The sequence below is a fragment of the Isoptericola variabilis genome (assembly GCF_050311655.1).
GTDB classification, from domain to species: Bacteria; Actinomycetota; Actinomycetes; order Actinomycetales; family Cellulomonadaceae; genus Isoptericola; species Isoptericola variabilis.
Genome location: NZ_JBNOZM010000005.1, coordinates 214,519 through 232,872, shown reverse-complemented (window position 1 = coordinate 232,872; position 18,354 = coordinate 214,519). Strand labels below are relative to the sequence as shown.

Genomic DNA, 18,354 nt, shown 5'->3' with positions numbered 1-18,354 from the left:
GCCGACCGCCCGCACCGCACGCACCCCGGAGGACGACCATGACCGCCCTGAGCGAGACCGCAACCCTCTTCGAGCGCGACGTGCGCGCCAAGCTGCGCACCCCGTGGCCCTACGTGGAGTCCCTCGCGGACCCGCTGCTGCTCCTGCTCCTGTTCGCGCCCCTGGCCGGCGCGGTGGCCGCCGTTCCCGACGGCGCGCCCGGCTCGTCGACCATGCAGTGGTTCGTGCCCGGGATGCTCGTGATCATGACGTTCAGCACGGCGGCGTTCATCGGCTCCGGCATCCAGGAGGAAAGGGCCGCCGGGTCGCTCGAGCGGCTGCTCGTGACCCCCACGCACCGGGCGGCCGTCCTCCTGGGACGGGTGCTGCGGGTGGTCGTGACGGTGCTCGTGCAGGCGGCCGTCATCGTCGCCGTCACGGCACCGATGGGGCTCCGCGTGCCCGTCGCGGGGGCGCTGATCGCCGCCGTCGAGCTCGCCGCGCTCGCCGCCGGCCTCGCGCTCCTGTCGCTGGCGGCGGGCGTCGGCCTGCGCAACGCCTACGCGTTCTGGGGCGTCGTCACGCTCATCTACACGCCGCTGATCGTCACCTCGGGCGCGCTGCTGCCCGTGCAGCTCGCCCCGGACTGGCTCTACGGCCTGTCACGGGTCAACCCGATGGCGCACACCGTCGACGCCCAGCGCGCCCTGTTCGCCGGCGACCTCGCCGACCCGAGCGTCACCCTCGCGGTGCTCGTCTCCCTCGGGATGGCCGCGCTGGGACTCGCCCTGGGCGTCCGCGCGATGGGCCGGCTGCGCGCCTGAACGGCCTCACCCGCGGGGCGACCGGCCGTCCCGCGGCCCGAAGACGCGCAGCGCGTCGGCGTCGCTCGCGGCCGACCGCAGGTACTCGTCGGCCCACTCCTGGACGTCCGGGTACGACGACCCGGCCACCAGCGACGCCACGGCGGCATCAACGTCGACGGCGGTGTGCCGCAGCTCCACCTGGCCGTCGCGCAGCAGCGCCCACGACCCGCCCGCGCGTCCGTACGGCATCCCGACGCTGCCCGGGTTCACCACCAGGCGCCGGTCCACCAGCCGCACGAACGGCATGTGCGTGTGCCCGCACAGCACGGTGGTCACGTCGTCGTCGAGACCGCCCAGCACGTCGGCCCACCGCTCGAGCGAGGAGTCGACGAGCACCACCTCCGCGTCGTCCCGCGGCGTCCCGTGGCACGCCGCCACCCGCCCGAAACCGTGCACACGCAGGTGCACAGGGTGCGGAAGGCCGGTCAGGAGCTCGACGTCGGCGGGCCGCAGCTGCGCCGCCGCCCAGAGCGTGATCGGGTCGGGCACGGGGCCCGAGCCGTCGCGGGCGTGCGCGACGAGCTCGCGGTCCGCGTTGCCGCGCACCAGCACGGCCCGATCGCCCAGCGCCCGGAGCCGGTCGAGCACCGCGACCGGCTGCGGCCCGGCGGCGTGGTCGCCCATGACGACGACGGCGTCCGCCGCGCGCACGTCGGGCTCGTCGAGCACCCCCTCCAGCACCGGCAGCACGCCGTGCACGTCCGAGAGCACCGCGACCGTGCCCAGCTCCTCCGTCGTCGCGTCCATGCCGTCACGCTCCCAGCCGGACGTGCGGCATGCACGTGGTTTCGCCCGCAGCAGCATGACGGCGCCGCGACAGCGTCGGACGCTGGTGCGACGATCGTCGGGTGCTGCTCACGGAGCTGGTCACCACCCACGCCGCCGTCGCCGCGACGCGCTCGCGGCTGCGCAAGCGGGAGCTGCTCGCGGACGCGCTGCGCGCCGCGGAGCCGGGCGACGAGGTGGAGGTCGTCGCGGCGTTCCTGTCGGGCAGGCCGCGACAGCGCCGCACGGGCCTGGGCTGGCGCACGCTGGGCAGCCTTCCCGACCCCGCGGCCGAGCCGTCCCTGACGCCCGCCGACGTCGACGACGCGCTCGGCCGCCTCGAGCGGCTCGCGGGCGCAGGGTCCCAGGCCGCCCGCCGCGCCGCCGTCGACGAGCTGTTCGGGCGCGCCACCGCCGACGAGCAGGACTTCGTGCGGCGCCTCGTGCTGGGCGAGCTGCGCCAGGGCGCCCTCGACTCGCTGCTGCTCGACGCGATCGCCGCCGCCGGCGACGTCCCGCTGCCGGTCGTGCGCCGCGCGGCGATGTTCAGCGCCCTCACCGGCCCCATCGCGCGGGCCGCGCTCGACGGCGGCGCGCCCGCGCTGGAGGCGTTCCGGCTCGAGCCCGGACGGCCGGTGCGGCCCATGCTCGCGGCGTCCGCCCCCGACGTCGCCGCCGCGCTGGGGCGGTTCGAGGGCGCGGCGGTCGCCGCCGACACCAAGCTCGACGGCATCCGCGTGCAGGTGCACCGCCGCGGCGACGACGTCGTCGTCTTCACACGTTCGCTCGACGACGTCACCGAACGGCTGCCCGAGGTCGTCGCCGTCGCCCGGTCCCTCGACGTGCGGACGGTGGTGCTCGACGGCGAGGCCATCGCCCTGGACGACGCCGGCCGCCCGCGCCCCTTCCAGGAGACGGCAGCCCGCACCGGCAGCCACGACGCCGAGGCCGGCAGCGCCGCCGTACCGCTCAGCGTGCGGTTCTTCGACGTGCTGCACCACGACGGCACCGACCTCATCGACGCGCCCGCGGCCGAGCGGCTCGAGGTGCTCGACCGCGTGCTGCCGCCCGAGGTCGTCGTGCCGCGGCTGGTCTCCGCCGACGCCGGGGAGGTGGAGCGGTTCTTCGCCGACACGGTCGCCGCCGGGCAGGAGGGCCTGGTGCTCAAGGCGCTGGACGCGCCCTACGCCGCCGGCCGCCGCGGCGCCGGCTGGGTCAAGGTCAAGCCCCGTCACACGCTCGACCTCGTGGTGCTCGCCGTCGAGTGGGGGTCGGGTCGCCGCCAGGGCCGGCTGTCCAACATCCACCTCGGCGCGCGCGACCCCGACACCGGCGGCTTCGTCATGCTCGGCAAGACGTTCAAGGGCATGACCGACCAGATGCTCGCCTGGCAGACCGAGCGGTTCACCGAGCTGGCGACGACGCCCGCCGACGGGTCGTCGTACGTCGTGCAGGTGCGCCCCGAGCAGGTGGTCGAGATCGCGTTCGACGGCGTGCAGCGCTCCACCCGCTACCCCGGGGGCATGGCCCTCCGGTTCGCGCGCGTCGTGCGCTACCGGGACGACAAGACCGCCGCCGAGGCGGACACGGTGGACACCGTGCGCGCCCTGGCGGCGGTCTCGGGGAGCAGTGCGGGCTGAGCCCGCGGCGCCGTCCGGGTCGTCAGCTCGTGCGGCGCTGGCGCGTCCAGATCAGCGCGCCGACGCCCGCGCCCACCAGCGCGACGGCGGCCATCACGATGCCGAGCACCTGCGCCCCCGTGACCGGGAGCGACTCCGGCGCGGCCGCCGCCTCGACGTCCGCGCTCACGCGGCCCGACGCCCCGCCCAGGGCCGGCGAGCTCGCCTCGACGACGTCGGACTCGTCGTCCACGTAGTCCGCGCCGCCCAGGCCCGGGGTCGAGCCGTCGGTCGGCGCCGTGGGGAGGGGCGTCTCCGACGGCGTCTCCTCGTCCGTCGGCGGGGTGGTGGTCTTGGTCGGCGTCGGCGGAACGGTGGTCTCCGCAGGCGTCGGCGGGGTGGTGGTCTCGGTCGGCGTCGGGCTGGCGCTCGGGCTCGGGCTCGTCGAAGGCTTCGGCTCCAGCGGGGTCGACTCGGTCGTGAACGCCACCGCGTAGTGACTGATGTCCTTGGGGTCGCCAGGCATCGCGTAGGTGAAGGTCACGGTGGACTTCGGGTCGTCGAGCACGACGATCCGCGGCCCGAAACCGTTGTTCTCCGAGCCCGACTTGACGCAGTACGCCCAGATCACCTGTCCCTCGGGTGCCGTCCGGCTGACCGTCGTCGTTCCTTCTCCGACCTCGACCTTCGCCTGCGCTTCGTCGGAGCCCATGGCGGGGCAGCCCTTGCCGTCCCATTCGTAGACGGTGCCGGCGACACCGAAGTCCCCCTCGAGGATCTTCAGCCCGGAGACGTCTCCGTCCCAGGTCTCCTCCGTCGCGACGGCGGGCCCCGCCGCGGCGAGGGAGGCGAGCAGAAGGAGCGAGGCTCCGAGGACGGCGGGTGTGCGCACGAGCACTCCAAAAGGGCAGGCGGGATCGACCGCATCAGCAGAGGGTGCGGCCTCCGGCCGCGCCGGAATGCTAGCGAGTCGGACGTTCCGGCGGAAGGGTGAAATTTCCGGACGGCTCGGGCGAACCCGTCCGGAGCCCGCGGGAGCGCGACACCGACAACGACACGCCCCGAACCCAGGAGGGTTCCCACCCCTCTGCCGCGCCCCTACGGCCGCTAGCGTCGACGGTCGGCGGCGTCGTGCGAGGCCCGCACGGCGTGTCCGCGTCCACCCCCCGCCGCGAAGGGAACCCTCGTGACCACGATCGCCACGCCCGCCGTCCTGCTCGCCGACAGGGTGCTGCCGCGCAGCCTCGCCACCGACGTCGGGCTCGTGATCGGGGGCGCCGCGCTCACGGCGCTCCTCGCCCAGGTCACCGTTCCGTTGCCGCTGGTCCCGATCACGGGGCAGACGGTGGCGGTGCTGCTCGTCGGCGCGACGCTCGGCGCCGGTCGGGGCGCCGCGTCGATGGGCCTGTACGCCCTGCTCGGCATGGTCGGCCTGCCCGTCTTCTCCGACGGCAGCGGCGGGATGTCGGTGGTGCTGGGCGCCACCGGCGGCTACATCGTCGGCTTCGTCCTGGCCGCCGCGCTCGTGGGCAGGCTCGCCGAGCGGCGCTGGGAGCGCACGTTCCTCAAGGGCATGGTGACGTTCCTCGCCGGCACCGGCGTGACGTTCCTCGTCGGGCTGCCGTGGCTCGCCGCCGTGGCCGGGCTCGACCTGCAGGCCACGCTCGCGAACGGCCTCTACCCGTTCGTGCTGCCCGGCGTCGTCAAGGCCGCCGTCGTCGCCGGCCTGCTGCCCGCGGCCTGGAAGGGCGCAGAGCGGCTCGCCGCACGACGCGAGCGCTGACGGGGTCCTCACCGGCCTGCGCAGCGGCCGAGCAGCTCAGCGGCCGCCTCGGCGCCCGCCCTTGCGCGGCCCGCCGCCGCGCGAGCCCCCGCCGCGGGAGCCGCCGCCCCTCGGCCCGCCACCCCGACGTGCGGTGCCACGCTGACCGGGGCCGCGCCCCTGGCCGGAGGCACCGCCGGCGCCGCGCTGGCCGGTCCCCTTCGCCGGCTTCCCGGCCTCCACCGGCTTCGTGTCCGACCGCCCGGCCCCGCCCCGGCCTCGGGAGCTGTTCGCCGTGCGGCCGCGCACGATGCCGATCATCTCCTCGACCAGGCCGCGGACGTCGTCGGGCAGTCCGTCCACAAGCCACGCGAGGCCCACGGGCGCGCCGGGCCCGTCGTCGAGCACCCGGTAGGTGACGTCCTTGCGGTGGTGCAGCCGCGCCAGGGACATGGGCAGGATCGTGACCCCGACGCCGGTCGCGACCAGAGCGACCGCGTCGGCGGCCGTGTCGGGCCGGAGGTCTGTGTCAGGGTCCGGGGACGTCGGCGCCAGGCCGGGCACCGGCCCACCGTCGGCGAAGAGCACGTCGTCCTTGGCCAGCCACACCACGTCGTCCGCCACGTCGTCGGCGGTGACGACCTCGTCCTCGGTGGTCGCCGCGAGCAGGTGGTCGCGCGAGACGGCCACCACGGGCAGCTCGGTGTAGAGCGGGATGGCGTGCAGCAGGTCGCCGTCGACCGGGAGGCGCAGGATCGCCGCGTCCACCCGGCGCCCGGCGAGCGCGTCGGGCGCGTCGGCGGCGTCGACCTGGACCAGGTCGAGCCGGACGTCGGGGAGCCGCTCGCGCCACGTGCGCGCCCAGCGGCCCGGCGTCGCGCCCGGCACGTACCCGAGGCGGAAGGTGGGGCGTCCGTCGTCGGGCGCATCCTCGGTCACGTCGACGATCGCGTCGTCGAAGGCGTCGTCGAGGTCCTCGCCCGGCTGGTCGGTCACGGCACCAGGCTACGTGGGCGTGCCGCGCCGTCCGCCGCGACTACCCTGGTGCCCATGGCCGGAACCCCCTTCTCCCAGCAGGTCCTCAAGCCGACGAACGCGGCGAAGAAGCTCGGGGTGTACCTGCCCGCGACCCCGCCCGAGTTCCAGGAGCACGGCATCACGCGCGCCGAGCTCGAGGAGCTCGAGAAGAATCCGCCGCAGTGGCTCGACGAGCTGCGCCGCCACGGGCCGCACCCGCGTCCGGTGGTCGCGGGTCGTCTCGGCATCTCCATCGCCGGCCTCGCGCGCGGCGGCGTCACCGAGCCGCTCACCACCGAGCAGATCGACGAGCTGCGCGACGACCCGCCCGCATGGCTCCTCGCCGAGCGCGAGACCGCCGCCAAGGTGCGCGAGGAGGAGGACCGGGTCAAGGCCAAGGCGGCCGAGCAGGCCGAGCGCCAGGCCCGCCGCGCGCGCTGACGGGCCCGGCGCCCTCGTGACGGCGGGGCCTACTGCCCCATGACGTACTTGACCGTCGGGCCGGCGGTCCAGCCGCCGTCGACGGCGAGCTCCGCGCCCGTCATGTACGACGCGGCGTCAGAGAGCAGGAACACCACGGCCGCCGCGATCTCCGGCGCCTCGCCGACCCGCCCCATGGGCGTGTTGGGGTAGTTCCCGTCGCCGCGCTGGATGCCGACCTCGGCCGTCATCGGCGTGTACGTCATGCCCGGGTGCACCGAGTTGACGCGGATCTTCTCGGTGCCGAGCTCGACCGCCGCGACCTTCGTCAGGCCGCGCACGCCCCACTTCGACGCGCCGTACCCGGCGGTGAGCGCCAGACCCATGAGGCCGGCCGCCGACGAGATGTTGACGATCGACCCCCGTCCGCGCTCGCGCATCGCGGGGACCACGGCCTGCATGCCGAGGAACACCCCGGTCAGGTTGATCTCGAGCACGCGGCGGAAGTGGTCCACGGGCTCGTCCATGATCGGCGCTCCCGTGGAGACGCCCGCGTTGTTGACCAGCCCGTCCACGCCGCCGAACCGCTCGGTGGCCGCCCGCACGACCTCGGCCCATCCCTCGGCCGACGTGACGTCGTGGCGCACGAACATCGCCTTCTCGCCCAGCTCCGCGGCGGTCGCGCGACCCTCCTCCTCGAGCACGTCGGTGACGACGGCGTTCCCGCCGGCGCCGACGACCTGACGCGCCGCCTCGGCCCCGAGGCCGCGCGCGCCGCCCGTGATGACGACCGTCCGCCCGTCCAGCTGTCCCATGATTCCTCCTCGGACGGCCCGCGCTCGACGGGCCCGTCGGTGGGTCGCGGCACCCGGCGGGCGCCGTCGCATGTCCCTTGCGCGTCACGTTACGCCGATATGGCACGTCGTGCCACCATGTCACGCGGCGCCTACGCTGAGGGCATGACGGACTCGCTCACGCAGCGCCGCAAGGCCGCCACGCGCACGGAGATCGCCCGGACGGCGGCACACCTCTTCGCCGAGCGCGGGCCCGGCGCGGTGACGGCCGAGGAGATCGCCGCGGGCTCGGGGGTCTCGCTGCGCACCTTCTACCGGTACTTCCGCACCAAGGAGGACGCCGTCGAGCCGATGATGGCCGCGGGGGCCGAGCGCTGGCTGACGCTCCTCGCCGAGACGCCCGCCGACGTGCCGCTCGCGGAGGCCCTCACCTCCGCGGCCGTGGACTCGCTCACGCCGCCGGACCCGACCATCGCCGAGAACATGACCTGGACCCGCGGCCTGCTGCGCGCGGCCGACGACGACGCCGCGCTGCGCGCGATCTGGCACCGGCTCGTCCTCGACTTCGAGCACCGGCTCGTGCCCGTGCTGCGGACCCGGCTCGGCTCGCCCGACCCCGACGACCTGACCGTCCGCCTCTGGGCCGCCGCGGCGTCGACGGCGAGCCGCGTGGCGGTCGAGGCCTGGGCGGCCGGCCCGACCGACGCGACGGAGGGCCCCGGCTCGCCGTCGGACCTGGTCGTCGGCACGATGGCGCGGCTCACCGCGGGGCTGGCCGAGCCCTCCTGAGCCGGCTCAGGCGCCGGACGCGGCCCGGTCCGTGTGACCGAGCGACAGGTCGGGCGCCACGGCGTCGCGGACGGCGCGCTTGAGCGGCGGGATCTCCGGGAAGCCGCCCTCGGCGGCGCGGTCCCACAGCAGCACCCTGGGGCGCCCGTCGCCCGGGTCGAGCTCCACCCGGAAGACGCCGCCCGTGCCCGGCACCAGCGCGACCTCGCCGAGCCGGGTGCGGAACGTCTGGAGCAGCTCCTGCGCCACCCACGCCGCGCGCATCAACCACCGGCACTGCGTGCAGTAGGTGATCGACACGCGCGCGGACGACGTCGGCTCCGGCACGGCGGGCGCTTCGCTCATGGCGCCAGGGTAGGGCGCGGAGGACAGCACGGTCGGGCGCATCCGGCCGGGTCGGGGAGACTGGTCACGTGCCCCACGCCTCCGAGCCCGACTCCCCCGCTTCCGCCGCACCCCTCGACCCGACCGCACGACTGGCCGACCTCCTCGCCGCGCTCGTCCCGTGGCCGGAGGACGGCTCGCGCCCGGACGGCCCGGTCGCCGTCGACGCCACCGACCGGCTGCTGCTCGACGAGGCCGCTCCTCTGCTCGCCGACGCCGGCCCGGGCGACGTCGTCGTCATCGGCGACCGCTTCGGCGCGCTCACCCTCGGCGCGCTGACGCTCGGCCCGTCCGAGGTGCGCACGTCCACCGACACCGCCACCGCGGAGGCCGCGCTCCAGCACCACGTCCGGGAGCCGCTCATGGCCGCGGTCCGGGGCGATCGGCGCGAGGTCGGCGTCAAGGACTTCGAGCACCTGGAGCCCGGGCTGCTCGACGGCGCCCGGCTCGTGCTGCTGCAGCTCCCGCCGTCGCTCGCCGAGCTCACCGAGATCGCGGAGGCGATCGCCCGCCACGCCGCGGACGACGTCGTCGTGCTGGCCGGTGGGCGGGTCAAGCACATGACGCGCGCGATGAACGACGTCCTGGCGTCGTCGTTCGGCGACGTGCGCGCCACGCTGGCTCGGCAGAAGTCGCGCGTGCTGGTCGCGACGGGCGTCCGGCCGGAGGCGCGCGACGCCGCTCCGACCCTCCCCGCTCGCGCCGTCCTGCGCGACGCGGAGCTGCTGACCGCCGCGACGCCGGCCGGAGGAACGGCGCCCGAGCATGTCGACGTCGTCGCGCACGGCGGCGTGTTCGCGGGGACCTCGCTCGACCTCGGCACCCGCTTCCTGCTCACGACCGCGGACCGGTGGCCCGCCGCCGACCGCGTGCGCGACGCCGTCGACCTGGGCAGCGGCAGCGGCCTGCTCGCCACCGTCCTCGCGCTCCGGTATCCCGACGCGCGGGTGGTCGGGACGGACCGCTCCGCCGCGGCCGTCGCGTCGACCCGGGCGACGGCGGCGGCCAACGGCATCGGCGCCCGCGTCGTCGCGCTGCGCGGGGACGCGGGCGAGGACCTGGAGCCGGCGAGCGTCGACCTGATCCTGCTCAACCCGCCGTTCCACGACCGCGCCGCCGTGCGCACCGACGCCGCCCACCGGATGTTCCGCGCGGCCGGGCGCGCGCTGCGCCAGGGCGGCGAGCTGTGGTGCGTCTTCAACACGGCGCTGCACTACCGGCAGGCCCTGACCCGCGCCGTCGGCCCGACCGTGCACATCGCGCAGAACCCCAAGTTCACGGTCACGAGGTCCCGCCGCCGCTGAAGCACGACGAGGTGGCTCAGAAAGCCGCGAGGTAGCTCCCCGGGTCCAGGCCCGTACGACCTGACCGCTGGGAAACTACCTCGCGACTTTCTGGACTACTCGCCGAAGGCTCAGCGCACGCCGACGACGTCGACGACGAAGACGAGCGTGGCGCCACCGGGGATGCCGGCCTGCGGCACGCCGCGCTGGCCGTAGCCGTGCTCGGACGGGATGGACAGCAGCACGCGGTCGCCCACGTTGCGGCCGACCAGGCCCTTGTCCCAGCCGCCGATGACGGCGCCGACGCCGATCGGGAAGTCGATGGTCTGGCCGCGGTCGTACGAGTTGTCGAACACGCCGCCGCCCCAGGTCTGGCCCAGGTAGTTGACGACGATGGTGCGGCCGGCGTCGACCACCGGGCCGGTGCCCTCCTCGAGGACCTGCACCTGCAGGCCGGCGGGGGCGTCACCCTCGGGGAACGTGATCTGGGGCTTGTCGCCGAAGCCGCCGGTGGCGGTGGGGAGCGTGGTCACAGGGGTACCTCGTCTTCGTCGTCGTCCGGAAGGTCCGCCGGGCTCCAGCCCGCGCGGAGATGCGCCGTCCAGCCTACGCGGCGGACGGGATCGGGCACCCGGCGACGTCGCGCAGCGCCGACAGCGCCGCCCGCACGGGCGGGGTGTCGGCGGCGGCGTCGCGGACGACGGCATGGATGGACCGCGTGGGCGTGGGCCGCACGGTCGGCACCGCGACGGTCTCCGGCGGCAGGTGCGCCGCGCCGAGCACGGGCAGCACCGTGATGCCGATGCCCGCGCCCACGAACGCGAGCGCCGTCGGGTAGTCGTGCGCCTCGACGGCGAACGTCGGGCTGAACCCGGCAGCGCGGCAGGCCTCCAGGAGGTTGCGGCGGCACCAGCCGCGGGCGAAGTCGTTGTCGATCCATCGGTCGCCGGCCAGCTCGGCGAGCTCGATCTCGTCGCGCCCGGCGAGCGGGTGGTCGTGCGGCACGACGGCGACGTACGGGTCGTCGAGCAGGTGGTGGGAGGTGAACCGCGGCGCGGACGGGGTGTCGCCCCACTCGGCGACGACGAGCTGCAGGTCCGGCCGCCGCGCCGCGTCCGTCGCGACGTCCTCGCGCAGCTCGAGCTCCAGGCGCACGCCCGGGTACTCGGTGGTGAGCGTGCGCACCACCGACGGCAGCCACGCCGCCCCGACGGACGCGAAGTAGGCGATCGACAGCGTGCCGGTGCGGCCGGCCCGCAGGTCGGCCACGAACGTCTCGGCCTCGCCGAGCCGGGCCAGCACGACGTCCGCCTCGGCGGCGAGCGCCAGCCCCGCCGCCGTCGGCCGGACGCCCCGGCCGTGCCGGTCGAGCAGCCGCAGCCCGGTCTCGCGCTGCAGGGCGGCGACGTGCTGGCTCACGGCGGATGGCGTGTACCCGAGGTTGGCGGCCGCGGCGGCGACGGAGCCGCTGGCGACGACGGACCGGAAGACGCGGAGGCGGTGGACGTCGAGCATGGTCGCGACGATACAGCGCCACTGAAGCATTCGGTAGATATCTGAACTGGTGCTCACGGGACAGGTCGGCGACGATCGACCCATGGCCGAGACCACCGCGCGCACCGCGCCGCCCGCACCGACCGCGGACCCGAGGAGCCCCTCCCGACGCGCCGGCGCCCTCACGGCGGCCGCCATGGCCGTCACCGTCGTGCTGTGGGCATCCGCGTTCGTCGGGGTCCGCGCCGTCGGGCACGACCTCGACGCCGGTGCGCTCACCCTCGGCCGGGTCGCCGTCGGCTCCGCGGCGCTGACGGCGATCCTGCTCGTCGCCCGCGCCCGCCGTCGCACCCCCGTGCGGCTCCCCCGCGGCCGGGTCCTGCTGCTCGTCCTCGCCTGGGGCGTGGCCTGGTTCGGCGCGTACAACCTCACCCTCAACGCCGCGGAGCAGCACCTCGACGCCGGCACCACCGCGCTGCTGGTCAACATCGCGCCGATGCTGGTGGCCGTCCTCGCCGGGATCCTGCTGCGCGAGGGCTTCCCGCGCCGCCTGCTCGCGGGTATCGCCGTCGCGTTCACGGGCGTCGTCGTCATCGCGGTCGCCACGACGACGGGCCGGTTCGACGTCGTCGGCGTGGCGCTCGGCCTCGCCTCCGCCGTGCTCTACGCCGGCGCTGCCACCCTGCAGAAGCGCCTGCTCCCCCATGCCGACGCGCTCACCATGACCTGGCTCGGCTGCCTCGCGGGCACCGTCGCGGCTCTGCCGTTCCTGCCCGCGCTCGTGGCGCAGGCGTCCGCCGCGCCGTCGTCGTCCCTGCTCGGCGTCGTCTACCTGGGGGTGTTCCCGACCGCGATCGCCTTCACCACCTGGGGGTACGCCCTGGCGCGCGTGAGCGCCGGTCGTGCGGCGGCGTCGACGTACGCCGTCCCGCCGCTCGTCGTGCTGATGTCCTGGGCGCTGCTCGACGAGGTGCCCGCCCCCGTCGTCCTGCTCGGCGGCGTGCTGGCCCTGGCCGGCGTCGCCGTCGCGACCCTCCCCCGCCGACCTGTCAGGGCCAGGACCACGCCATCATGAGCGTGGCCCTGACAACTCTGCGGACCAGCGACTTGTCAGGGCCACGACCGTCAGAACCTGCGCATGGCCCTGACAGGTCGCGGGTCAGAGGGCCGCGGCCTTCGCCTCCAGCACGCCGCGCTCGCGGGCGTTGCCGCACAGGCGGGCCGCGAGCTCGAGCTCCGCGCGCGCCTCGTCGTTCCGCCCGAGGCGGGCGAGCAGCTCGCCGCGCACGGACGGCAGCAGGTACGACCCGGACAGCACCTCGCGCGCGACGAGGTCGTCGACGACGGCGAGGCCGGCGGCCGGGCCGGACGCCATCGCCACCGCGACCGCCCCGTTGAGCTCGACGACGGGCGACGGCGCCACGCGGTGCAGGGCCTCGTAGAGCACCACGATCCGGTCCCAGTCGGTCTCGGGCACCGACCGCGCGACGTCGTGCTGCTCCGCGATGGCGGCCTGCAGCCCGTACGGCCCGAGCCCGCGCCCGACGGCGACGGCCCGGGCGAGCGCGTCCCGCCCGCGCCGGATCGCGGACCGGTCCCAGCGGCGCCGGTCCTGGTCCTCCAGCAGCACGGGCTCGCCGTCCGGCCCGGTGCGCGCGGGGAACCGCGCGGCGGTGAGCTCGAGCAGGGCGAGCAGCCCGAACGTCTCCGGCTCGGGCGCGAGCCGTGTGAGCACGCGGGCGAGGCGGACGGCCTCGTACGCGAGGTCAGGGCGCATCCAGTCGTCGCCGCCCGACGCCGTCGACCCCTCCGAGAAGATGAGGTAGACGACGTTGAGCACGGAGCCGAGCCGCTCCGCGCGGTCCTCGGCGGCCGGCACCTCGAACGGCACCCGGGCGGCCGTCAGCGTCTTCTTCGCCCGGGTGATGCGCGCCTGCACGGTGGGCACGGGCACGAGGAAGGCGCGCGCGATCTCCTCGCTGCTCAGGCCGGCCACCACGCGCAGGGTCAGCGCGACCCGGGCCTCCTTGGACAGCACCGGGTGGCACGCGACGAACAGCAGCGCGAGCCGGTCGTCCTCGATCTTGTCCGGGTCCCACAGCAGGTCGTCGGCCGGCTCGGGGACGGATCCCGGGCCGCCGGTGACCGCGCCGCCCTCGCCGAGGTCGCGCGCCAGCGCCGCGTACCGGTCGTCCCGCCCGGACCGGCGCCGGAACGCGTCGATCGCGCGACGCCGCCCGGTCGCGAGCAGCCACGCCACCGGGTCCCGGGGGACGCCGTCGCGCGGCCAGGCGACCAGCGCCTCCGCCAGCGCCTCCGACGCGACGTCCTCCGCGAGCGCGAAGTCGTTCGTGTACCGGGCGAGCGCGCCGACGATGCGGCTGGACTCGATGCGCCACACCGCCTCGACGACGCGCCGGGAGGCCGCGCCGTCGTCGGCGCGGCCCCCGTCGGGCACGTCAGGGGTCACGCCTGCTGGGCCCGCTGGGCCTGCTCCTCGCGCCATCCCTGCTCCTTCTGCACCCACTCGTTGTCCTGCGGGAAGTCCTCCGGGCCGGTCACGCGGCGCACCTCGAGCTTGGTCCCGGGCCCGGACAGCGGCGCCCGCTTGGCCCACTCGATCGCCTCCTCCTTGGTGGCGACGTCGACGATCCAGAAGCCGTTGAACAGCTCCTTGGTCTCGCCGTAGGGGCCGTCGGTGACGACGGGCGTGTCGGTGGAGAAGTCGACGACGGCGCCCTCGGACGCGTCGGACAGCCCCTCGCCCGCGGCGAGCACGCCCGCGTTCATCATCGACTCGTTGTAGCGGCCCATCGCGGCGATCACCTCGGTGAAGTCCAGCTGCTCGTACTGAGCCTGGCCCTCGTCGGTCCCGCGCATGATCAGCATGTACTTGGCCATCGGTCTGCTCCCTGTCGTGATCGCGATCACCCTCGTGGTGACCTTCTCACCCCCAGGTCGAACGGGGAACCGCGGGATCGACATCGCCCCGGAAGTTTTTTCGAGGAACCTCTTGCCACCTCTGGCTAACGGTATTAGCTTGATGGCTATGGACATGACCACGACACCGGAGCTCCGGTACCTCGCCCGCCCCGAGGGGCGGCTCGCCTACACCGACGCGGGCAGCGGCCCGCTCGTCGTCGCCGTCCCCGGGATGGGCGACCTGCGCTCCACCTACGACGACGTCGTCCCCGCGCTCGTCGCCGCCGGCCACCGGGTCGTCGTCGCGGACCTGCGCGGCCACGGCGACTCCGACACCACCTTCATCACCCACGGCGACGTGGCCACCGGCACCGACCTGGTCGCCCTCGTCGAGCATCTCGACGCCGGCCCCGCCGTGCTGGTCGGCAGCTCCATGGGCGGGTCCGCCGCCGTGTGGGCCGCCGCCGAGCGCCCCGACCTCGTGCGCGGGCTGGTGCTGCTCGCCCCGCACCTTCGCGAGACCGCCTCCCCCGCCCAGGCGCGGACCTCCCGCCTGCTGTACCGCGCGCTGTTCGCCCGCCCGTGGGGCGCGGCGGCGTGGGCGTCGCTCTACACCTCGATGTTCGCCAAGGGGCGCAAGGGCCCCCGGCACGCGGAGCACGTCGCGCGGATCCGGCGCAGCATGGCCGACCCGGCGCACCTGCGCTCCTTCCGCGACCTCGCGGTCGCCCTCGACCACTCCGTCATCGAACCGCTCGTCGCGGGGGTGCAGGCGCCGTCGCTCGTCGTCGTCGGCGAGCTCGACCCCGACTACCAGGACGCCGGCGCCGAGCTCGCCCGGATGCGGGAGGCGCTCGGCGGCCAGGAGCTGCTGGTGCCCGGCGTCGGCCACTACCCGCAGCACCAGGCGCCGGACGTCGTCACCCCCGCCGTCCTCGACTTCCTCGCCGCACTCCCCGCCGATCACCCTGCCTCCCAGGAGAACGGCGCCGACGAGCGGGGCGCCCGTGCCTAGGGCGGGCCTGTCGCGGGACGCCGTCGTGCGGATCGCCCTCGAGCAGGTCGACGCGGGCGGGCCCACCGGACTCGCCGACCTCACCCTCGCGAAGGTCGCCGCGTCCGCCGGGGTCGCCACCCCGAGCCTCTACAAGCACGTGGGCTCGCTCGCGGCGCTGCGCCGGGAGGTCGCGCTGGTCGCGCTCGACGAGCTCACGACGGCGAGCGCCGCGGCGGCCGTCGGCCGGGCGGGCCCCGACGCACTGCGCGCCCTCGCCCACGCGTGGCGCGACTACGCCCGCGCGCACCCCGGCCGGTACGCCGCCGTCCAGCTCGCCCCCGACCCCGATGCCCCCGAGGACGGCGAGCACCGCGCCGCCGGGGCCCGGGTGGTCGCGCTCGTCGGCGCGGTGCTCCACGGATTCGGCCTCCCCGACGACCGCACGATCGACGCCGTCCGCGTGGTGCGCGCCGGCGTGCACGGCTTCGTCGTCCTCGAGCTGGGCGGCGGGTTCCGCCTGCCCGAGGACCTCGACCGCAGCTTCGACGCCCTGGTCGACATGCTCGTCGCCGGCGTCACCGCCCTCGCCGACGCGCCGTCGTCGTCCACACCTCAGGAGCAGCCATGATGACCCGCCCCACGCCCGACACCCGTGCCTCCGCCCCCGCCCGAGGCACGGTCGCCCTGACCGCGACCGGCGCCGTCTCCGCCGCCGTGCTCCTGCTGCTCTTCCCCGTGCTCCGACCGTGGCCCGACGAGTCCGTGCCGAGCCTCGCGCTGGCCGAGGCGTTCGCCTCCGACCGGTGGGTGCTGGCGCACCTGTGCGGCATCGCGGGGCTCGGCCTGCTGGCGCCGACGTTCCTCGGCCTGCGGGCGCTGCTGCGCGGCGGCGCGGCCCCGGGCGCCGCCGCCCCGGGCGGCCGCGCCGCCACCGCGGCCGTCGTGACCGCCTGGGTCGGGGCCGCGCTCTGCGCCCTCTACTTCGGCGCCGAGATCTTCGGCATCCGGACGATCGCGCAGGCCGCGCTGCGCGCGCAGGACCCGGCGCTGCTCTCCGACGTCGACGTGCTTCGCGAGCAGCCGGCCGCCATGACCCTCTTCGGCCTGGGCCTCGCGCTGGTCGCCGCGGCGGGCCTGCTGGCGGCGGTCGCGCTGTGGCGTGCCGGCCGACCGCGCTGGGTCGGCGTCCCGCTGGCGGTCGGCCTGCTGCTCTACCTGCCGCAGTTCTTCGGCACCCCGGCGGTCCGCGTCGGCCACGGCGTCCTGGTCGCCGCCGGCCTGCTGCTGGTCGCGTGGGCGGTATGGCGCGCGCCCGTCCCGGACACGACGACGGCCGGCCACCCCGCGGGGTGACCGGCCGTCGGGCCGTGCGTGCCGGTGACGCGCCGGAGCGTCAGTCGCCGCTCTGGAAGATCGCCAGCAGGCGCAGGAACTCCAGGTACAGCCACACCAGGGTGACGATCAGCCCGAAGGCCGCCGTCCAGGCGAACTGCGCCGGGACACCCTGCTCCACGCCGCGCTTGATCGAGTCGAAGTCGACGATGAGCGACGCGGCGGCCAGGCCGACCGCGACGAGGCCGACGATGATGCCGAGCGCGCCGCCCCGCATGCCCCAGCCCTCGAGCACGCCCGTCCAGGTCAGGACGACGTTGACGAGCGAGAAGACGAGGTAGCCCACCATGGCGATGAGCAGCCAGCGCGTGAACTTCGGCGTGACGCGCACCTTGCCGGACTTGAACAGGAACAGCGCGGCGGCGAACGTCGCCAGCGTCGCCACGACGGCCTGCAGCACGATCCCGGAGAGCGGGACGCCGGAGCTGCCGACGGCGATCGACGCGAACGCGATCGAGATGCCGCCGAGGAACACGCCCTCGGCCACCGTGTACGCGATGATCAGCGCGGGGCTGGGCTTCTTCTTGAAGGCGTTCACCAGGCCCAGCACCAGGCCGGCGATCATGCCGATCGGCCACAGGTTCGGTGCGAAGTTCCACGTCGCGGCCGCCACCACGACCAGCAGCGCGAGCAGGCCGCCGGTCTTGATGATGACGTCGTCGTAGGTGAGGCGCTTGGTGTCGGCCGTGGTGGCGGACGGCGCCTGGTACATGGCGTCGAGGCTCGCGGCGTCGGCGGTCTGGGCACCGGCGGTGCCCGCGCCGTAGGCGACCTGCCCGTACTGCGGCTGGGCCGTGGCGGTGCCGCCGCGGCGCGCCCCGGTACGGCGCGGCTCGCCGAAGACGTCGCTGCTCGAGAAGACGGGGTTGGTCATGTACTCCTCCTGGTCGCGGCTTCCGGGTGCGCGACGACGGGTCGTCGCGCGCGCAGTGCCGGGTCGCTGGCCGTGCGTTCCATCGTAGTGAACGCGCGATGTTCCTCAGACGTTCCCCGGTCGGCGACTCTTTCCGAGGACGCCGCGCGCGGCCTCCGCCGTCGTCCCGTCGACGGCGAACACGCCGGTCCCGGTCACGGGGTGCGGCTGCCCGTCGTCGCCGCCGAAGACGCCGCCCGCCTCGGTGACGATGAGGGACAGCGGCGCGTAGTCCCACACCCGGCCGCCCACCTGCACCGCAAGGTCGAGCTCGCCGGCCGCGACCAGCAGGGCGCCGTGCGCGCGCCAGTCGGCCACCTCGATGGCGGCGACGAGCCGGTCGACCTCGCCCCGGTACCGCTCGGGCAGCATGGCCACCGGGGGCAGCACGGCCGTCCGGGCGGACCGGAGCGACCCCGGCGGCGGCCCGACGCGCAGCCGCCGCGCGCCGGTCACGCGCCCCTCGTCGACGTCGGCGACCCACGCCCCGCGCCCGCGGGCGGCGTACCAGACCTGCCCCTGCGCGGGCACGATCGCGACGCCGACGGTCACCTCGCCGTCCTCCTCGAGCGCGACGAGGGTCTGCCACCGGTCGTCGCCCTCGACGAACACGAGCGTCCCGTCGATGCCGTCGAGGACCCATCGCCTGAGCCCCGCGCCGAGCTCGCCGGTCTCCTCGCCGAGGAACGCGTCGTCGGGCCGAGCGGCGCGCAGCACCTCGCGCACCCGTTCCTCGACCGCGAGGTCGGCCTCCGTCACCACCGAGCCGTCGAGCTTGTGGTCGCGCGCGAGCCCCTGCACGCGCGCGAAGTACCGCAGCCCCAGGTCGGCGCCGGCGAGCGCTGCCGCCAGGGCGAGGTCGAGGTCACCGGGCCGGTCACGAGCATCCATGGCCGCAGCATGCCCCGTCGACGGAGATCACCCGGTCCCTGCCCATGACGCGACGATGACCAGCACG

The 18,354-nt window shown here is 75.5% G+C and carries 21 protein-coding genes; 10 read left to right on the top strand and 11 right to left on the bottom strand.

The genetic code is table 11. The annotated features are described in order from the left end of the window. The first annotated feature begins 38 nt into the window (after positions 1-38). Positions 39-803 carry an ABC transporter permease gene (locus tag ACQP60_RS13245; RefSeq protein ID WP_429733304.1) on the top strand — a complete coding sequence of 255 codons (765 nt, stop codon included), beginning with the start codon at positions 39-41 and terminating at the stop codon, positions 801-803. A 6-nt stretch (positions 804-809) separates the two neighbouring features. On the opposite strand, the gene ACQP60_RS13240 is transcribed toward ACQP60_RS13245, so the two are convergent. Then, on the bottom strand, positions 810-1,592 hold the full coding sequence (locus tag ACQP60_RS13240) for a metallophosphoesterase family protein (protein ID WP_429733301.1): 783 nt from the start codon (positions 1,590-1,592) through the stop codon (positions 810-812). Positions 1,593-1,693: 101 nt separating this feature from the next. On the opposite strand from ACQP60_RS13240, the gene ACQP60_RS13235 reads away from it, so the two are divergent. Next, complete coding sequence (locus tag ACQP60_RS13235) at positions 1,694-3,250, top strand: ATP-dependent DNA ligase (protein ID WP_429733298.1); 1,557 nt, start codon at positions 1,694-1,696, stop codon at positions 3,248-3,250. A 22-nt stretch (positions 3,251-3,272) separates the two neighbouring features. Here ACQP60_RS13235 and ACQP60_RS13230 read toward each other — a convergent pair whose 3' ends face one another. Beyond that, entirely contained in the window at positions 3,273-4,121 is an 849-nt protein-coding gene (locus tag ACQP60_RS13230) for a hypothetical protein (RefSeq protein WP_429733295.1), read from the bottom strand. Positions 4,122-4,415: 294 nt separating this feature from the next. Here ACQP60_RS13230 and ACQP60_RS13225 point away from each other — a divergent pair, with 294 nt between their 5' ends. Next, entirely contained in the window at positions 4,416-5,012 is a 597-nt protein-coding gene (locus ACQP60_RS13225; RefSeq protein WP_429733292.1) for a biotin transporter BioY, read from the top strand. A gap of 36 nt (positions 5,013-5,048) precedes the next feature. Here ACQP60_RS13225 and ACQP60_RS13220 read toward each other — a convergent pair whose 3' ends face one another. Continuing rightward, the gene (locus ACQP60_RS13220; protein ID WP_429733290.1) at positions 5,049-5,987 is read right to left on the bottom strand and encodes a LysR family substrate-binding domain-containing protein; all 939 of its coding nucleotides are present in this window, start codon (positions 5,985-5,987) and stop codon (positions 5,049-5,051) included. A 54-nt stretch (positions 5,988-6,041) separates the two neighbouring features. Here ACQP60_RS13220 and ACQP60_RS13215 point away from each other — a divergent pair, with 54 nt between their 5' ends. Next, a complete protein-coding gene (locus ACQP60_RS13215) occupies positions 6,042-6,449 on the top strand; it encodes a DUF5997 family protein (protein WP_429733287.1) in 408 nt (135 codons plus the stop codon). A gap of 29 nt (positions 6,450-6,478) precedes the next feature. On the opposite strand, the gene ACQP60_RS13210 is transcribed toward ACQP60_RS13215, so the two are convergent. Next, positions 6,479-7,243: a glucose 1-dehydrogenase gene (locus ACQP60_RS13210; RefSeq protein ID WP_429733284.1), complete on the bottom strand. Its 765-nt coding sequence runs from the start codon at positions 7,241-7,243 to the stop codon at positions 6,479-6,481. A 144-nt stretch (positions 7,244-7,387) separates the two neighbouring features. Here ACQP60_RS13210 and ACQP60_RS13205 point away from each other — a divergent pair, with 144 nt between their 5' ends. Then, the gene (locus tag ACQP60_RS13205) at positions 7,388-8,011 is read left to right on the top strand and encodes a TetR family transcriptional regulator (protein WP_429733282.1); all 624 of its coding nucleotides are present in this window, start codon (positions 7,388-7,390) and stop codon (positions 8,009-8,011) included. Between the two features lie 6 nt (positions 8,012-8,017). On the opposite strand, the gene ACQP60_RS13200 is transcribed toward ACQP60_RS13205, so the two are convergent. Next, positions 8,018-8,356, bottom strand: coding sequence for an Rdx family protein (locus ACQP60_RS13200; RefSeq protein ID WP_429733279.1), 339 nt, complete (start codon positions 8,354-8,356; stop codon positions 8,018-8,020). A 131-nt stretch (positions 8,357-8,487) separates the two neighbouring features. Here ACQP60_RS13200 and ACQP60_RS13195 point away from each other — a divergent pair, with 131 nt between their 5' ends. Then, positions 8,488-9,699 (top strand): class I SAM-dependent methyltransferase, encoded by a 1,212-nt coding sequence (locus tag ACQP60_RS13195; RefSeq protein ID WP_429733620.1) that lies wholly within the window; start codon positions 8,488-8,490, stop codon positions 9,697-9,699. 110 nt (positions 9,700-9,809) lie between these two features. Here the strand turns inward: ACQP60_RS13195 and ACQP60_RS13190 are convergent, their stop codons facing one another. Both ACQP60_RS13190 and ACQP60_RS13185 read right to left on the bottom strand, forming a co-directional pair. Then, positions 9,810-10,211 carry an FKBP-type peptidyl-prolyl cis-trans isomerase gene (locus ACQP60_RS13190; RefSeq protein WP_429733276.1) on the bottom strand — a complete coding sequence of 134 codons (402 nt, stop codon included), beginning with the start codon at positions 10,209-10,211 and terminating at the stop codon, positions 9,810-9,812. Between the two features lie 73 nt (positions 10,212-10,284). Next, complete coding sequence (locus tag ACQP60_RS13185; protein WP_429733274.1) at positions 10,285-11,193, bottom strand: LysR family transcriptional regulator; 909 nt, start codon at positions 11,191-11,193, stop codon at positions 10,285-10,287. An 82-nt stretch (positions 11,194-11,275) separates the two neighbouring features. Here ACQP60_RS13185 and ACQP60_RS13180 point away from each other — a divergent pair, with 82 nt between their 5' ends. Further along, complete coding sequence (locus ACQP60_RS13180) at positions 11,276-12,247, top strand: DMT family transporter (RefSeq protein WP_429733271.1); 972 nt, start codon at positions 11,276-11,278, stop codon at positions 12,245-12,247. 84 nt (positions 12,248-12,331) lie between these two features. On the opposite strand, the gene ACQP60_RS13175 is transcribed toward ACQP60_RS13180, so the two are convergent. Together ACQP60_RS13175 and ACQP60_RS13170 are read right to left on the bottom strand one after the other, a co-directional pair. After that, entirely contained in the window at positions 12,332-13,642 is a 1,311-nt protein-coding gene (locus ACQP60_RS13175) for an RNA polymerase sigma factor (protein WP_429733268.1), read from the bottom strand. Then, positions 13,639-14,073: a YciI family protein gene (locus ACQP60_RS13170; protein WP_429733265.1), complete on the bottom strand. Its 435-nt coding sequence runs from the start codon at positions 14,071-14,073 to the stop codon at positions 13,639-13,641. The genes ACQP60_RS13175 and ACQP60_RS13170 overlap by 4 nt, the downstream gene beginning before the upstream one ends. Before the next feature lie 154 nt (positions 14,074-14,227). Here ACQP60_RS13170 and ACQP60_RS13165 point away from each other — a divergent pair, with 154 nt between their 5' ends. From ACQP60_RS13165 to ACQP60_RS13155, 3 genes are read left to right on the top strand one after another with little or no spacing between them, the layout of a single operon-like run. After that, on the top strand, positions 14,228-15,109 hold the full coding sequence (locus tag ACQP60_RS13165) for an alpha/beta fold hydrolase (RefSeq protein ID WP_429733262.1): 882 nt from the start codon (positions 14,228-14,230) through the stop codon (positions 15,107-15,109). Beyond that, a complete protein-coding gene (locus tag ACQP60_RS13160; protein ID WP_429733260.1) occupies positions 15,102-15,719 on the top strand; it encodes a TetR/AcrR family transcriptional regulator in 618 nt (205 codons plus the stop codon). Before ACQP60_RS13165 ends, ACQP60_RS13160 begins: the two co-directional genes overlap by 8 nt. After that, positions 15,719-16,444 (top strand): hypothetical protein, encoded by a 726-nt coding sequence (locus ACQP60_RS13155; RefSeq protein ID WP_429733257.1) that lies wholly within the window; start codon positions 15,719-15,721, stop codon positions 16,442-16,444. Before ACQP60_RS13160 ends, ACQP60_RS13155 begins: the two co-directional genes overlap by 1 nt. Positions 16,445-16,484: 40 nt before the next feature. Here the strand turns inward: ACQP60_RS13155 and ACQP60_RS13150 are convergent, their stop codons facing one another. Both ACQP60_RS13150 and ACQP60_RS13145 read right to left on the bottom strand, forming a co-directional pair. Then, positions 16,485-17,357, bottom strand: coding sequence for a Bax inhibitor-1/YccA family protein (locus tag ACQP60_RS13150; RefSeq protein ID WP_429733254.1), 873 nt, complete (start codon positions 17,355-17,357; stop codon positions 16,485-16,487). 105 nt (positions 17,358-17,462) lie between these two features. Next, positions 17,463-18,287, bottom strand: coding sequence for an inositol monophosphatase family protein (locus ACQP60_RS13145; protein WP_429733251.1), 825 nt, complete (start codon positions 18,285-18,287; stop codon positions 17,463-17,465). Between the last annotated feature and the right edge of the window lie 67 nt (positions 18,288-18,354).

Bases quoted from the DNA above. Each gene is read 5' to 3' on its own strand.
- ACQP60_RS13145 (WP_429733251.1), bottom strand. From the start codon at position 18,287: ATGGATGCTCGTGACCGGCCCGGTGACCTCGACCTCGCCCTGGCGGCA.
- ACQP60_RS13170 (WP_429733265.1), bottom strand. From the start codon at position 14,073: ATGGCCAAGTACATGCTGATCATGCGCGGGACCGACGAGGGCCAGGCT.
- ACQP60_RS13165 (WP_429733262.1), top strand. From the start codon at position 14,228: ATGACCACGACACCGGAGCTCCGGTACCTCGCCCGCCCCGAGGGGCGG.
- ACQP60_RS13180 (WP_429733271.1), top strand. From the start codon at position 11,276: ATGGCCGAGACCACCGCGCGCACCGCGCCGCCCGCACCGACCGCGGAC.
- ACQP60_RS13245 (WP_429733304.1), top strand. From the start codon at position 39: ATGACCGCCCTGAGCGAGACCGCAACCCTCTTCGAGCGCGACGTGCGC.
- ACQP60_RS13150 (WP_429733254.1), bottom strand. From the start codon at position 17,357: ATGACCAACCCCGTCTTCTCGAGCAGCGACGTCTTCGGCGAGCCGCGC.
- ACQP60_RS13215 (WP_429733287.1), top strand. From the start codon at position 6,042: ATGGCCGGAACCCCCTTCTCCCAGCAGGTCCTCAAGCCGACGAACGCG.
- ACQP60_RS13240 (WP_429733301.1), bottom strand. From the start codon at position 1,592: ATGGACGCGACGACGGAGGAGCTGGGCACGGTCGCGGTGCTCTCGGAC.
- ACQP60_RS13210 (WP_429733284.1), bottom strand. From the start codon at position 7,243: ATGGGACAGCTGGACGGGCGGACGGTCGTCATCACGGGCGGCGCGCGC.
- ACQP60_RS13185 (WP_429733274.1), bottom strand. From the start codon at position 11,193: ATGCTCGACGTCCACCGCCTCCGCGTCTTCCGGTCCGTCGTCGCCAGC.
- ACQP60_RS13200 (WP_429733279.1), bottom strand. From the start codon at position 8,356: ATGAGCGAAGCGCCCGCCGTGCCGGAGCCGACGTCGTCCGCGCGCGTG.
- ACQP60_RS13155 (WP_429733257.1), top strand. From the start codon at position 15,719: ATGACCCGCCCCACGCCCGACACCCGTGCCTCCGCCCCCGCCCGAGGC.
- ACQP60_RS13205 (WP_429733282.1), top strand. From the start codon at position 7,388: ATGACGGACTCGCTCACGCAGCGCCGCAAGGCCGCCACGCGCACGGAG.